The following is a 12,681-nucleotide window of genomic DNA, read 5'->3' as shown; positions in this document are numbered from 1 at the left end:
TCTGGGCGCCGTTGTTCGTTCTACCGGCGCGCGCATAATCAGGGCCTTCCCAACTGCAGGTCCCCGCGCATGGCCACCACGTTGTACGGATCCTCCAGCACCGCCTCGCTGGTAGTGCATTGGCTGCTGATCGAACTGGGCATCGAGCACAAACTGGTGCTGCTCGATTTCGATACCCGCGAGCAGAAATCGGCCGATTACCTGGCCCTCAACCCGGCCGGTCGCGTGCCCACGCTGGTGATGGGCAGCCAGGTCCTGACCGAAGCGGCGGCGATCGCCCTGCACCTGGCCGACCTGCACCCGCAGGCGGGGCTGCTGCCGGCGCCGGGCACGCCCGAGCGTGCACAGGCCTACCGGTGGATGTTCTGGTGCGCCAACACCCTGCAGCCGGCGTATCGCGCGTGGTTCTATGCCGATGAAGTGGCCGGTGCGGACAACGTGGACGCGGTACGCGAGGGCGCGCGCCAGCAGCTGGAAGCGGGGTGGACACGGTTCGCCGAGCACCTGCAGCAGGCGGGGCCGTACGTGCTGGGCGAACGCATCAGCGTGGTCGATTTCATGCTGGTGATGCTGATGCGCTGGTCACGCAACATGCCGCGCCCCAGCGATACCTGGCCGGAACTGAAGGCCTACGCAGAGCGCATCAAAGCGCGCCCGGCGTTCGCCGAAGCCTACCGCCGCGAAGGCATCACCGACTGGCGGTGATACCGCGTAGCGCCGCGCCCGGCGTGGCTGCGGCGCAGCGTCAGTACCACTCCAGCAACGACACACCCAGGCCGATGTAGGTCGCCTTGTGGTTGTAATCGATCATGCTTTCGCCGTACCCATCGAAGATCTGCACATGCCCGCGCAGCAGGTTGCTGATCGGGAAGCCGTAATCCAGCTGCAGCGCCCCGTGCGAACGGTCGCCACCGCGCAGTGAATGCCGCGCCATCAGCGAAACTTCGTGGCCGTTGCGGTTCCAGGTCAGGGTCGCGTCGCCGCGGCCCATGTAATCCTCGATGTCCGGGTTGTTGTCGTCTTCACGGTCTTCGGGCAGGCGGTACCACGGGCGCAGCACCAGCGCCCAGTTTTCGCGGTCCAGGCCGATGTTGGCGATCACCCGGTTCCAGCTGCGCGACAGCGGGTCGGCGCGGCCGTTGGACATGTGGGTGAGGCTGAGCCCGCTCATGCGCCCGCGCCAGCCGCCGATGGAATAGCCGTTGCGGAAGACCATCATGATCTCCGGCTCGTAATTGGTTTCGCGGAACGGGCGCGAGTTGTCGGCGTTGTAGGCCTGCCAGCGCGAGCTCTGGGTATACCCGGCCCAGATGTCGCCGTTGTCGCCGAACACGTTCTCCCAGACCTTGGTCTTGAAGCTCAGCTGGAACTTCAGCTCGTTGCTGTCCAGCTGCTGTGGCGTGGTCACCGTGTTCTCCGGGTTGGGCGAGTGCGGCATCTGGTTCTTGTCGCTGGTCCAGAACGCGGGCAGCAGGTACACCGGCTTGTAGGCGCGCAGCTGGAACGCCCCCAGCTTGGAGTCCTGCGCCAGTTCCCAGCGGCTGTCCAGCAGCGAACCCTTGCCGGCATTGGCCAGCGCGGAATCATGGCCATCGTTCTTGAACACCTCGCCCAGCCGCTGCTTGACCCGTTCGGTGGCCGGGGCCTCGGGCGTACGCGCCGCCTGGCGCTCTTCGCGACGCTCCTGCTTGGCGGCGGTGGCAGCGGCATCGGCCGCCTGGGTGGTTTCCACCGTGGGCCGGAACAGCTTGTCGTAGCAGGCCAGGCGGGCCACGTCGGTGCCTACCAGCGCGCAGGCTTCAGGCGATGCCGGCGTCGGCGCGGCTTCCTGGGCGGCCAGCGGCAGGCTGGCGCTGGCCAGCGCCAAGGCAGAGAACAGGGCCGAACGTGGGCGGTGGGTCATGGAGGCGGGCCGATGAATGGAGGGGAGCGCGGACAGTGTGGCGGCTGCCCGACGTTCCCGCCAGCGCAACGCGACGCGCTGACGGGATCAGCGCGTTTATGCCGGTGTCCCCCGTGCGCGCAACGTGAAGCTGGCCGGGCTCAGAAGAACCAGGCGAACGCGAAGATGCCCAGCATCGCGATCACCAGCGCCAGCTTGAGCGCGAACCCCAGCAGGATGCCCAGCCAGGTACCCAACCCCACCTTGGTGGACCGGCCCAGTTCGCGCGTATGCCAGTACTCGCCGAGCAACGCGCCGGCCAGTGGTCCGGCGAACAGGCCGATCGGCATGAAGAACAAGCCGACGATGCTGCCGATGAACGTACCCCACAGCGCCTTGCGGCTGGCCCCGACCCGCTTGGCGCCCACTACCGTGGCCAACACGTCCACGGCGAAGGAGGTCAGCGTCAGCAGGCCTAGCACTGTCAGCGGTACCCAGCCCACATGCACGAAGCCGTCGCCCCAGGCCGCCACCAGCAGACCGGCGAAGACCAGCGGGATCCCGGGCAGGGCGGGCAGGATGATGCCGGCGATACCGACCAGGACCAGCACCACGGCGATCAGGTAAAAGATGAATGAAGGGTCCATGCTGTCCAGTATGGTTGTCTATTTGGGGTTGACATACGTGAAATAAGCCAGTTGCTTTTTCATTTTGCCCGGGTTAAGTTGCAGACGCTGAGCTTGGCAAGGTCACCGTGGATCGTGGCCTGATGATGGTAGATCTTCCGATCCGCTCCATCGATGCACCTCGCTTCCCCCTTGCTTGTCAGCCGCCCACAAGGCGTAACCAACTACAAGACAGTCAGGGAGTAAGGAAGATGGCAGAGAAGGGCACCGTCAAGTGGTTCAATGACGCGAAGGGTTTCGGTTTCATCAGCCGTGAAAGCGGTGAGGACGTGTTCGTACACTTCCGTGCAATCGAATCCCAAGGCTTCAAGAGCCTCAAGGAAGGCCAAGCGGTCGAGTTTGAAGTGACCCAGGGCCAGAAGGGCCTGCAGGCCGACAAGGTGCGCCCGCTCTAAGCGCGCACTGCTCCGGTCTGATCGGAACATGGAAAGGGCCCGCGCAAGCGGGCCCTTTGCTTTCACGCTGCAGCGGTGTAGTGGGTCAGCGCAGGACCACGCGACCGTTGACCACGCGTACGTAGGTGTTCTCGCGGATCCCGCCGAGGTCACGCTGGTTGACCACTACGGTGCGGCCGTCGTCCATGCGCACGGTGATGTCGAAGGTATCGCTGGTCACGTTCTTCTGGATCTGGTTGCCGGCAAGCGCACCGCCCACCGCGCCCGCAGCGGCGGCGATGTTCTGGTTGCCCTTGCTGCCGCCGGTGTGGTCGGAGATCTCATGGCCGGCCACGGCGCCGACCAGGCCGCCCAGGATCGCGCCGGTGGCGCTCGGTGCCGTTCGGCCGGAGGCCACCTGGTTGATGCGGGTCACGATGCCGCAATCGGCGCAGCGGTTGGTGTTGTAGTTGCCGCTGTTGTTATAGCCGTTGTTGTAGCCGTTGTTGTTGTAGCCGCCGCCGTAGCCAGGCGAGGTGGTGGCACAGCCGGCCAGCGCGACGGTAGCGACGGCGGCGGCAGCAATGAGTTGGATCTTCATGGTGGTTCTCCTGGCCAGAAGGGGTGGTCGTGAATGCGTCTGGGGCGCATGGCGCAGATCCTGTCCTGTCCCGCGTGAACAGGGTGCCAATCCGGCCACCGCTTCGTGGCTGCCAGATGAATCAGCGGAAATCCTGGTGGCAGGCCTTGCAGTCGGTCTGGATCTTCTCGACCAGCTGGCCCATGGCCACGCAGTCGGTCGGCGGCGCGGCCAGCGCGGTGTTGAGCGTGGCGCGCAGGCCGCTGGCGTGCTGCTGGAACTGCGCACTGTCCTTCAGGTCGGGGAACGCAAGGTCCAGGTCGTTGGACAGCGAGCGCAGCGTCTGCAGGCGCGGCACGCTGTCGGCCAGGCTGCAGCGGTTCTGCGCCTGCGCATCGCGCAACAGCGCCACCTGGCGCTCCATCACGTGCATCAGGCTGCCGGGGAACGGGTCCTGGCGGGCCTGGATCGCGCGGGACACCATCACGGTGGCGACCAGGCCGATCACCAGCCCCAGGCCTGCGACAAACAGATAGCGGTAAGCGGCGGACGGGCGGCGGGTGGGGACGGGGGCATTCATGCGGGTGGCTTCCTTGTGGGTGGCTCGCTGCATCCTACCGCTGGCCGCATCACGAACGTACGTGGCGGGCGCTGGGCCGTCTAAAATGGGCGGCATGAACGACGTATTGCGCGAACGCTTTGCCGGCATCGACCGGTTGTATGGGGTGGGCACCGTGGACCAGCTGTCGCAGCGCCGGGTGGCGGTGGTCGGCATGGGCGGGGTGGGCTCGTGGGTAGTGGAAGCGCTGGCGCGCACGGCGGTGGGGCACCTGACCCTGATCGACGCCGACGACATCTGCGTGTCCAACACCAACCGCCAGCTGCCAGCGCTGGCCGGGCAGTACGGGCGCAACAAGGCCGAGGCAATGGCCGAGCGCTGCGTGGCGATCAACCCGGACATCAGCGTTGATGCGGTTGCCTCGTTCCTGACCGTGTCGAACATGGTCGAGCTGCTCGACCGCGACTTCGACCTGGTCATCGACGCCTGCGACAGCTTCCGGGTCAAGGTGGAAACCATTGCCTGGTGCCGCCGCCGCAAGCTGCCCATCCTCACCGTGGGCGCGGCCGGTGGCCGTACCGACCCGACCCTGGTGCGCATCCGTGACGTCTCGCGCACCGAGCACGACGCCATGCTGGCCCTGATCCGCAAGAAGCTGCGCAGCGATTTCAACTTCCCGAAGAACGCCTCGCGCTACTTCGGCGTGCCGGCGGTGTATTCGCTGGAAAACGTGAAGTACCCGCAGGCCGATGGCAGCGTGTGCGGGGTACGCCCACAGCTGGGTGCCGATGCCGCGTTGAAGCTCGACTGCGGCGCCGGGCTGGGCGCAGCCACGCATATCACCGGCGCGTTCGCGTTCGCGGCAGTGGGCAAGGCGTTGGAGATGCTGCTGAAGAAGAAGTCGTAGAGCCACGCCCCGCGTGGCTGCTTTTCGCCGGACACCGCGCGGCCACGCAGGGCGTGGCTCTACGGGAGGGCGAACAGCCGGCGTGCGTTGGCGGAGGTCTGGTCGGCAATGGCCTCCACCGTTTCTCCGCGCAACTTCGCCACGGTTTCTGCAATCACCGTCAATCGTGCCGGCTCATTGCGCTCGCCGCGGATGCCGGCGTCCGGCTGGTCGGGCGCATCGGTTTCCAGCAGCAGCTGCTCTAGGGGCAGCTGCGCTACCAGTCGCTGCAGGCGCTGGGCGCGGTCATAGGTCAGCGGACCGCCCAGGCCGACCAGGAAACCCAGTTTGTGCAGCTGCGCGGCCTGTTCCGGGCTGCCGGGAAAACTGTGGATCACCCCGCGAAGGCCGCCCACCTGTTTGATGGCGGCGATCACCGCATCCACGGCGCGGCGCGCGTGCACGATCACCGGCAGGTCGAACTCGCGCGCGATTCGCAACTGCCCGTCGAAGTAAAACTGCTGCCGTTCGGCATCCAGGCCTTCCACGAAGAAATCCAGTCCGCACTCGCCCACCGCACACGGCTGCTCGCGGGCGATCCACTCGCGCAGCTGGTCCAGGTGCTCCGGGCGATGCTGATCCAGGAACATGGGGTGCAGCCCATATGCCGGATACAGCCCGTCGGCCAGCTGGCAGGTCTCACGCAGCTTGGGCCAGCTGGCGGCGGTCACCGCGGGCACCACCTGTGTTCGAACACCTGCCGCCTGCGCACGGGCGATCACCTGGGCGCGGTCGTGATCGAATTCGTCCGCGTCCAGGTGGCAGTGGCTGTCGATCAGGCTCACGCGTCGCGCCGGTCCAGGCGCGGCGGCAGGGTGTCGCTGCGGCGCTTCCAGTTGGCCAGCAGCAGCGTGCCCAGCCCGAACAGGATTTCATCCACGAAAGGAATCGGGTCTGGAATGAACAGCGTTACGGCGAACAGCGCCGCGGTGATCTTGAACAGCGTGGGGTAACGCAGTCCGCGTGCCCATTTCATGACAGGTAGCAGCAGGGGACCGGGCATCGCACTCTCCTCGACAAGTGGTGTAAACGCTATCACGAGCCCTGCGACGACAGAACCTGAATGGGGAGGCGGGCCGTAAGCGTCATGTGGAGATACCGTTCAGGGTTCGCATGCTGGAATCCGCATCAAGAACGTTGCGGATCGCCCGCAGGGAGTCGGATATGAAAAGCACAACTACTACTGTCCTGGTCGCTGCAGGCGCCCTGCTGGTCGGGGGCATCGCCACCGCCGCCTTCATGAAAAGCGGTAGCTCCACCGACCCGGTTACCGCCGCACAGACCCGCCCGAGCCTGGACACCACGCCGCTTGCCGACGATGGTGCGCGCACCGACGATCTCGCCGTGGACAAGGCCGGCCGGCTGGAATACGCCGACGTGGTGAAGGTCGATCCGTTGACCCAGAAAGAGAAGGCCTACGCCACCGTGATCGGCACCGAGCCGGTGCGTGAGACCTCCACCACCCAGACCCCGCACGAGGTCTGCAACGACGTGGTGGTGCAGGAACGCCTGCCCGAGCGCGACGGCAATGTCGGCGGCACCGTGGCCGGCGCCGTCATCGGCGGCCTGCTGGGCAACCAGGTGGGCGGCGGCAATGGCCGCAAGGCCGCCACCGCCGCCGGCGCCGTTGCTGGCGGCGTGATCGGCAACCAGGTGGACAAGCGCCACGTCGGTGGCCGCGTGGTCAACCGCACCGAGCGCCAGTGCCACACCGAAACGGCCACCTCCGAATCGACCAAGGTCACCGGCTACAACGTGACCTACCGTAATGAAGACGGCACCACCGGCACCATGCGCATGGCCAGCAAGCCGGGCAACCGCATCGCCATGGGCACCACCAGCAACGTCACCGGCTACAACGTGACCTACCGCTACGACGGCGTTGAAAAGACCGTCAAGATGGCCAACAAGCCCAGCAGCGACCGCCTGCCGGTCGTCGACGGCCAGCTGGTCACCCAGACCGCCGCGCTGGATACCGCGCGCCAGTAATCGGGGCGCTGTTCAGTACGTACGAAGAGGCCGGCATCTTGCCGGCCTCTTTCGTTCTGCGAAGATGGCACCCGGCTTACCAACGGGGTACCCCATGAGCATTTTCGATCTGCGCCTGGAAACCGACCGGTTGATCCTGCGCCCGCCACGCGCGGAGGACTTCGACGCCTTCCTGCAGTTCTGCACCGATCCGCAGGTGATGCAGCACCTCGGCGGCGTGCAGGCGCCGTCCCAGGCCTGGCGCAGTTTCAGCTGCCTGGTGGGCAGTTGGCACCTGTATGGCTTCTCGATGTTCTCGGTGATCGAGAAGAGCAGCGGCGACTGGGTGGGGCGCATGGGGCCGTGGCAACCGCTGGACTGGCCTGGGACCGAAGTCGGCTGGAGCATCCGCCACGCCAGCTGGGGAAGGGGCTACGCACCGGAGGCGGCGGTGGCGGCCATCGACTGGGCGTTCGACACGCTCGGCTGGGACGAGGTGATCCACACCATCGATGCGGCCAATGAGAACTCCAAGGCCGTCGCGCGCAAGCTCGGCAGCACGCTGCTGCGCATGGGCGAGCTGCCGCCGCCGCACGACGGCAAGCCGATCGAGATCTGGGGGCAGTCGCGCCACCAGTGGCATCGAACGGGGACTGTCTAACGGGGACGGAAGAGGTTAATTCCGCTTAACCACCTCCGTCCCCTTTTTGGGCCATGCTCGGCGCGGTCGTCCGTTCGGCTCAGCTGGAGGGTGTGCATGGTTGCCGTGGTTCCCGATCCGATTCCCGCGCGCATGAAAGGCCTGAACCGGGCCGAGGTCTGCGACGCCAACTTCATTGAGTTCGTGCAGCACTGGGATGGCGCCGCCGCCCCACGCCCCGCCGGCGATGCGCCGATCCTGCCGGGCAGCACGCTGGACGCGCAGGGCTTCGATGCGCTGTTCGAGTCGCAGCTGGTCAGCCGGCACCTGGACCTGATGGCGCGCGTGCTGCGCGTGCAGAACAAGGTTTTCTACACCATCGGTTCGTCCGGCCACGAAGGGAATGCGCTGGTGGCGCGGCTGGCCCGGCACACCGATCCGGCGTTCCTGCATTACCGCTCCGGTGCGTTCATGGCCGAGCGCTTCCGCCAGCTGCCAGGCATGGACCCGGTGATGGACGCGGCGCTGTCCTTCGCTGCCAGCCGCGACGATCCGGCCAGCGGCGGGCGCCACAAGGTCTGGGGCAGCAAGCCGCTGTGGGTGCTGCCGCAGACCTCCACCATCGCCTCGCACCTGCCCAAGGCGCTGGGCACTGCGCTGGCCATTGAAACCGCGCGCCGCATCGGCCATGGCCTGCCGATTCCGGACGACAGCGTGGTGATCTGTTCCTTCGGCGATGCCTCGGCCAACCACGCCACCGCGCAGACCGCGTTCAACACCGCCGCCTGGGCCGCTTACCAGCGCCTGCCGGCACCGGTGCTGTTCGTGTGCGAGGACAATGGCATCGGCATTTCGGTGAGAACGCCAGACGGGTGGATTGCAGACAGCTTCAGTCACCGGCCCGGCCTGGACTACTTCTTCGCCGATGGCCTGGACCTGGCCAGCGGCCACGCGCAGGTGCAACACGCGCTGGAGCATTGCCGCCGCACCCGTCGCCCGACCTTCCTGCACCTGCGCACCACGCGGTTGATGGGCCACGCGGGGACGGATTTCGAGATCGAGTGGCGGCCGCTGCAAGAGCTGTGCGCGGCAGAGGCGGCCGATCCCCTGCTGCGCTCGGCGCAGATCGCGTTGGAGTCCGGTTGGATGACGCCCGCCCAGGTGCTTGCGCGTTACGAGGCGATGCGCGCGCGCTGCTTCGCTGCCGCCGACGCGGCCGACCAGCGGCCCAAGCTGGGCGAGCTGGCCGAGATCATGGCGCCGCTGGCGCCGTACACCCCCGCTGCCGTGCATGCCGAAGCCCGCCGCGTGCCGGCGGCGCAGGCGCGCGAGGCGGTGTTCGGCAGCGCGGCGCAGTTGCCGGAACGGCAGCCACCGCGGCACCTGGCGATCCAGATCAACCAGGCCCTGCACGACCTGCTGTGCAAGTACCCCTCGTCACTGCTGTTCGGCGAGGACGTCGCACAGAAGGGCGGGGTGTACACGGTCAGCAAGGGGTTGCTGAAAGCCTTCGGCCCGCGCCGGGTGTTCAACACGCTGCTGGATGAAACCATGATCCTGGGCATGGCCCAGGGCCTGGCCAACCTTGGCATGCTGCCGATCCCGGAAATCCAGTACCTGGCCTACCTGCACAACGCCGCCGACCAGCTGCGCGGCGAGGCCTGTTCGCTGCAGTTCTTCTCCAACGACCAGTACCGCAACCCGATGCTGGTGCGTATTGCGGGGCTGGGCTACCAGAAGGGCTTCGGCGGCCACTTCCACAACGACAACTCGATCGCCGCGCTGCGCGACATCCCCGGGCTGGTGGTGGGCTGCGCCTCGCGCGGCGATGACGCGGCGATGATGCTGCGCACGCTGGCGGCGCTGGCCCATGTGGATGGGCGGGTGGCGGTGTTCCTGGAGCCCATCGCGCTGTACATGACCAAGGACCTGCACGCACCCGGTGATGGCCAGTGGCTGTTCCCATACCCCGCGCCGGACCAGGCGCTGGTGCTGGGCGAGGGGCGGGTATACGCAGCCGAGGCCAACGACCTGGTGATTTTCACCTACGGCAACGGGGTGCCGATGAGCCTGCGCGCGGCGCGCACCATTGAAGCCGAACTGGGCTGGCAGGTGCGGGTGGTCGACCTGCGCTGGCTGGTGCCGCTCAACGCCGGCTTCATTGCCGGGCAGGCTGCCGATGCCCAGCGGGTGCTGGTGGTGGACGAGGGCCGGCACAGCGCGGGGGTGGGCGAGGGGGTGATCACCGCACTGGTCGAGGCCGGCTTCGGCCACCTGCCGCTGCAGCGGGTGTGCGGGGCCGATACCTACACACCGCTCGCGGGGGCAGCAATGTGCGTGCTTCCAAGCGACAATGCGGTAACAAGCGCCGCGCGGGTGTTGGCGCAGGACCATTGACGCATGTGTGGACTGGCAGGAATGTTGCTGGCCGCCCCGGTACGGGAGCAGGCCGCGTTGGAACAGCAGGCGCGCCGCATGGGCGATGCGCTGGTGCACCGTGGTCCCGATGACAGCGGGGTGTGGGCCGACGCGGCCAGTGGCATCGCGCTGGCGCACCGCCGGCTGAGCATCCTGGACCTGTCGCCGCTGGGCCACCAGCCGATGGCGTCCGACGACGGCCGCTATGTGCTGGCCTACAACGGCGAGGTCTACAACTTCGCCGCGCTGCGGCTGGAGCTGGAGGAGCGCGGCCACGCCTTCCGTGGGCATTCCGACACCGAAGTGCTGCTGGCCGCGTTCGTGGCCTGGGGCCTGGACGAGACCCTGCAGCGTGCCAACGGCATGTTCGCCATCGCCCTGTGGGACCGCGCCGAGCAGTGCCTGTGGCTGGCGCGCGACCGGGTCGGCAAGAAGCCGCTGTACTACGGCTGGGCCGGCGACACGCTGGTGTTCGGCTCGGAGCTGAAGGCGCTGTGGCAGCACCCCGCGTTCGACAACGATATCGACCGCGACGCGCTGACCCTGTTGATGCGGTTGGACTACATTCCGGCCCCGCACTGCATCCACGAACGCTGCTTCAAGCTGATGCCGGGGCGGGTGCTGCGCCTGGATGCCGCCGCAGTGGCCGCCGGTGCGGCCGCGCACCGCCCCGATCAGCAGCAGCTGCCGTTCTGGAATGCGCGTGAGCGCATGCAGCAGGCGCTGGCCTCGCCGTTCGTGGGCAGCGACGAGGATGCAGAGAACCAGCTCGATGCCCTGCTGCGCGATGCGGTCGGGCTGCGCATGGTGGCCGACGTGCCGGTGGGCGTGTTCCTCTCTGGCGGTACCGATTCGTCGGTGGTGGCGGCACTGATGCAGTCGCAGTCGTCCACGCCGATCCACAGTTTCAGCATCGGGTTCGAGGGCTCGGACCACGATGAGGCGCCGCTGGCCAAGGCCCTGGCCACCCACCTGGGCACCGACCACACCGAGCTGTATGTCAGCGGCGCCGATGCGCTGGCGGTGGTGCCGACGCTGCCGGCAATGTTCGACGAGCCGTTCGCCGATGCCTCGCAGGTGCCGACCGCGCTGGTGGCACGGCTGGCGCGCAGCGCGGTGACCGTGGCGCTGTCCGGCGACGGCGGCGATGAGCTGTTCTTCGGCTACAGCCGCTACCAGCGCGCGCTGCGCAACTGGACGCTGCTGGGCCGGGTGCCGGCGCCGCTGCGGCGCTGGATGGCCGCCCATTCGCAGACCCAGGGCGAAGCCTCGCGCACCGGTGGCCTGGCTGCGCTGCTGGCCGAAACCGGGGCGCGCGGCATCGGCGATGTGTACCGCAACCGCATTTCGCGCTGGCGCGACCCGGTGTCCGCGGTGATCGGCGCGCGCGGCGCGGGCAGCTTCTATGACCTGGCCGACCCGCTGCACGGCGCCGGCTCGCCGGCCGACGCGATGATGCTGGCCGATTTCAGTACGTACCTGCCCGATGACCTGCTGTGCAAGGTGGACCGCACCAGCATGGCGGTCAGCCTGGAGGCGCGGGCGCCGCTGCTGGACTGGCGCGTGGCCGGGTTCGCCTGGTCGCTGCCGCTGTCGATGAAGCAGCGCGATGGGGTGAGCAAGTACATGCTGAAGCGGGTGCTGGGCCGTTACGTGCCGCATGACATGGTGCACCGGCCCAAGCGCGGCTTTGGTGCGCCGGTCAGCGCATGGTTGAAGGGCGACCTGCGCGGCTGGGCCGACGAACTGCTGGATCCGGCGCGGTTGGCGGCCGAAGGCGTGTTCCATGTGGATGCCATTGTTCCCCTGTGGAAGCAGTTCCAGCAGGGCGAGCGCAAATGGCATACCCATCTGTGGAACGTGCTGATGTTCCAGGCCTGGCAGGCGCATTGGAAAGAGGCGAGGGCGGCGGTTCCGCGCGCGTGACCGGCACCGCGCCGGACACCCATGGCGTGTCCCACGTACGCCTTCACCGCGCGCAACACCGGTCACCCCTACGCTGGCCGTTCCACCTGAACGGAGCTCCTTCATGGCAACCCCCACCATCGCCGTGCTGGTCGGCAGCCTGCGCACCGGCTCGCACAACCAGGCCCTGGCCCATGCGCTGGAGAAGCTGGCCGCCGGCAAGGCCAGTTTCGAGTACGTGCAGATCGGCGACCTGCCGCTCTACAACCAGGACTTCGACAAGGCCTACCCGGCTGAAGGCCTGCGCCTGAAGGAGCAGATCAAGAAGGCCGACGCCGTGCTGTTCGTCACCCCCGAATACAACCGCTCGGTGCCGGGCGTGCTCAAGAACGCCATCGACATTGGCTCGCGGCCGTACGGCCACAGCGCCTTCGCCGGCAAACCCGCCGCGGTGATCGGTGCTTCGATCGGCGCCATCGGCACCGCGCTGGCCCAGCAGCACCTGCGCAACATCCTGGCCTACCTGGACATGCCGGTGCTGGGCCAGCCCGAGGCGTTCGTCCACTTCAAGGAAGGGCTGATCGACCCGCAGGGCGGGATCAGCAACGAGGGCACCCGCGACTTCCTGCAGGGCTTCGTGGACAAGTTCCTGGCCTGGATCGCCACCCACGGCGGTCAGCATTGAACCCGGTGGTTCTGCGATAATGCGCGGCAAGGCGCACG

Annotated in this window: 14 protein-coding genes; 8 read left to right on the top strand and 6 right to left on the bottom strand. The window is 67.5% G+C overall.

From position 1 onward, the window contains the following. Nucleotides 1-69: 69 nt before the first annotated feature. Nucleotides 70-705, top strand: a complete 636-nt coding sequence (locus V9K91_RS05895; RefSeq protein WP_336443322.1) for a glutathione S-transferase family protein — start codon at nt 70-72, stop codon at nt 703-705. Nucleotides 706-745: 40 nt separating this feature from the next. Here V9K91_RS05895 and V9K91_RS05890 read toward each other — a convergent pair whose 3' ends face one another. Together V9K91_RS05890 and V9K91_RS05885 are read right to left on the bottom strand one after the other, a co-directional pair. Continuing rightward, the gene (locus tag V9K91_RS05890; RefSeq protein WP_336443323.1) at nt 746-1,903 is read right to left on the bottom strand and encodes a phospholipase A; all 1,158 of its coding nucleotides are present in this window, start codon (nt 1,901-1,903) and stop codon (nt 746-748) included. A gap of 140 nt (nt 1,904-2,043) precedes the next feature. Then, nucleotides 2,044-2,529 (bottom strand): DUF456 domain-containing protein, encoded by a 486-nt coding sequence (locus tag V9K91_RS05885; protein ID WP_336443324.1) that lies wholly within the window; start codon nt 2,527-2,529, stop codon nt 2,044-2,046. A 230-nt stretch (nt 2,530-2,759) separates the two neighbouring features. Here V9K91_RS05885 and V9K91_RS05880 point away from each other — a divergent pair, with 230 nt between their 5' ends. Beyond that, nucleotides 2,760-2,963 (top strand): cold-shock protein, encoded by a 204-nt coding sequence (locus V9K91_RS05880; RefSeq protein WP_184126650.1) that lies wholly within the window; start codon nt 2,760-2,762, stop codon nt 2,961-2,963. An 85-nt stretch (nt 2,964-3,048) separates the two neighbouring features. On the opposite strand, the gene V9K91_RS05875 is transcribed toward V9K91_RS05880, so the two are convergent. After that, nucleotides 3,049-3,543, bottom strand: a complete 495-nt coding sequence (locus V9K91_RS05875; RefSeq protein ID WP_068853017.1) for a glycine zipper 2TM domain-containing protein — start codon at nt 3,541-3,543, stop codon at nt 3,049-3,051. Nucleotides 3,544-3,664: 121 nt separating this feature from the next. Next, a complete protein-coding gene (locus tag V9K91_RS05870; RefSeq protein ID WP_095362767.1) occupies nt 3,665-4,102 on the bottom strand; it encodes a cytochrome c in 438 nt (145 codons plus the stop codon). Between the two features lie 94 nt (nt 4,103-4,196). On the opposite strand from V9K91_RS05870, the gene V9K91_RS05865 reads away from it, so the two are divergent. Then, nucleotides 4,197-4,988 (top strand): tRNA threonylcarbamoyladenosine dehydratase, encoded by a 792-nt coding sequence (locus tag V9K91_RS05865; protein ID WP_095362880.1) that lies wholly within the window; start codon nt 4,197-4,199, stop codon nt 4,986-4,988. 59 nt (nt 4,989-5,047) lie between these two features. Here V9K91_RS05865 and V9K91_RS05860 read toward each other — a convergent pair whose 3' ends face one another. After that, nucleotides 5,048-5,812, bottom strand: coding sequence for a TatD family hydrolase (locus V9K91_RS05860; protein WP_336443325.1), 765 nt, complete (start codon nt 5,810-5,812; stop codon nt 5,048-5,050). Beyond that, entirely contained in the window at nt 5,809-6,030 is a 222-nt protein-coding gene (locus V9K91_RS05855) for a DUF6116 family protein (protein WP_068853007.1), read from the bottom strand. The genes V9K91_RS05860 and V9K91_RS05855 overlap by 4 nt, the downstream gene beginning before the upstream one ends. A gap of 161 nt (nt 6,031-6,191) precedes the next feature. Between V9K91_RS05855 and V9K91_RS05850 the strand changes: the two genes are divergently transcribed. The 5 genes from V9K91_RS05850 (at nt 6,192) to V9K91_RS05830 (ending at nt 12,643) form a co-directional block, all read left to right on the top strand. After that, nucleotides 6,192-7,016 carry a glycine zipper 2TM domain-containing protein gene (locus V9K91_RS05850; RefSeq protein ID WP_336443326.1) on the top strand — a complete coding sequence of 275 codons (825 nt, stop codon included), beginning with the start codon at nt 6,192-6,194 and terminating at the stop codon, nt 7,014-7,016. 94 nt (nt 7,017-7,110) lie between these two features. Further along, the gene (locus V9K91_RS05845; protein WP_336443327.1) at nt 7,111-7,656 is read left to right on the top strand and encodes a GNAT family N-acetyltransferase; all 546 of its coding nucleotides are present in this window, start codon (nt 7,111-7,113) and stop codon (nt 7,654-7,656) included. 96 nt (nt 7,657-7,752) lie between these two features. Then, nucleotides 7,753-10,032, top strand: coding sequence for a thiamine pyrophosphate-dependent enzyme (locus tag V9K91_RS05840; RefSeq protein ID WP_336443328.1), 2,280 nt, complete (start codon nt 7,753-7,755; stop codon nt 10,030-10,032). A gap of 3 nt (nt 10,033-10,035) precedes the next feature. Next, a complete protein-coding gene (asnB, locus tag V9K91_RS05835; RefSeq protein ID WP_336443329.1) occupies nt 10,036-11,979 on the top strand; it encodes an asparagine synthase (glutamine-hydrolyzing) in 1,944 nt (647 codons plus the stop codon). Nucleotides 11,980-12,082: 103 nt separating this feature from the next. Then, the gene (locus tag V9K91_RS05830) at nt 12,083-12,643 is read left to right on the top strand and encodes an NAD(P)H-dependent oxidoreductase (protein WP_320457256.1); all 561 of its coding nucleotides are present in this window, start codon (nt 12,083-12,085) and stop codon (nt 12,641-12,643) included. Nucleotides 12,644-12,681: the final 38 nt, after the last annotated feature.

Source organism: Stenotrophomonas sp. CCNWLW57 (assembly GCF_037203925.1).
Classification (GTDB): domain Bacteria; phylum Pseudomonadota; class Gammaproteobacteria; order Xanthomonadales; family Xanthomonadaceae; genus Stenotrophomonas; species Stenotrophomonas rhizophila_A.
The sequence above is the reverse complement of the archived record's forward strand: the minus strand, read 5'-3'. Positions and strand labels throughout refer to the sequence as shown.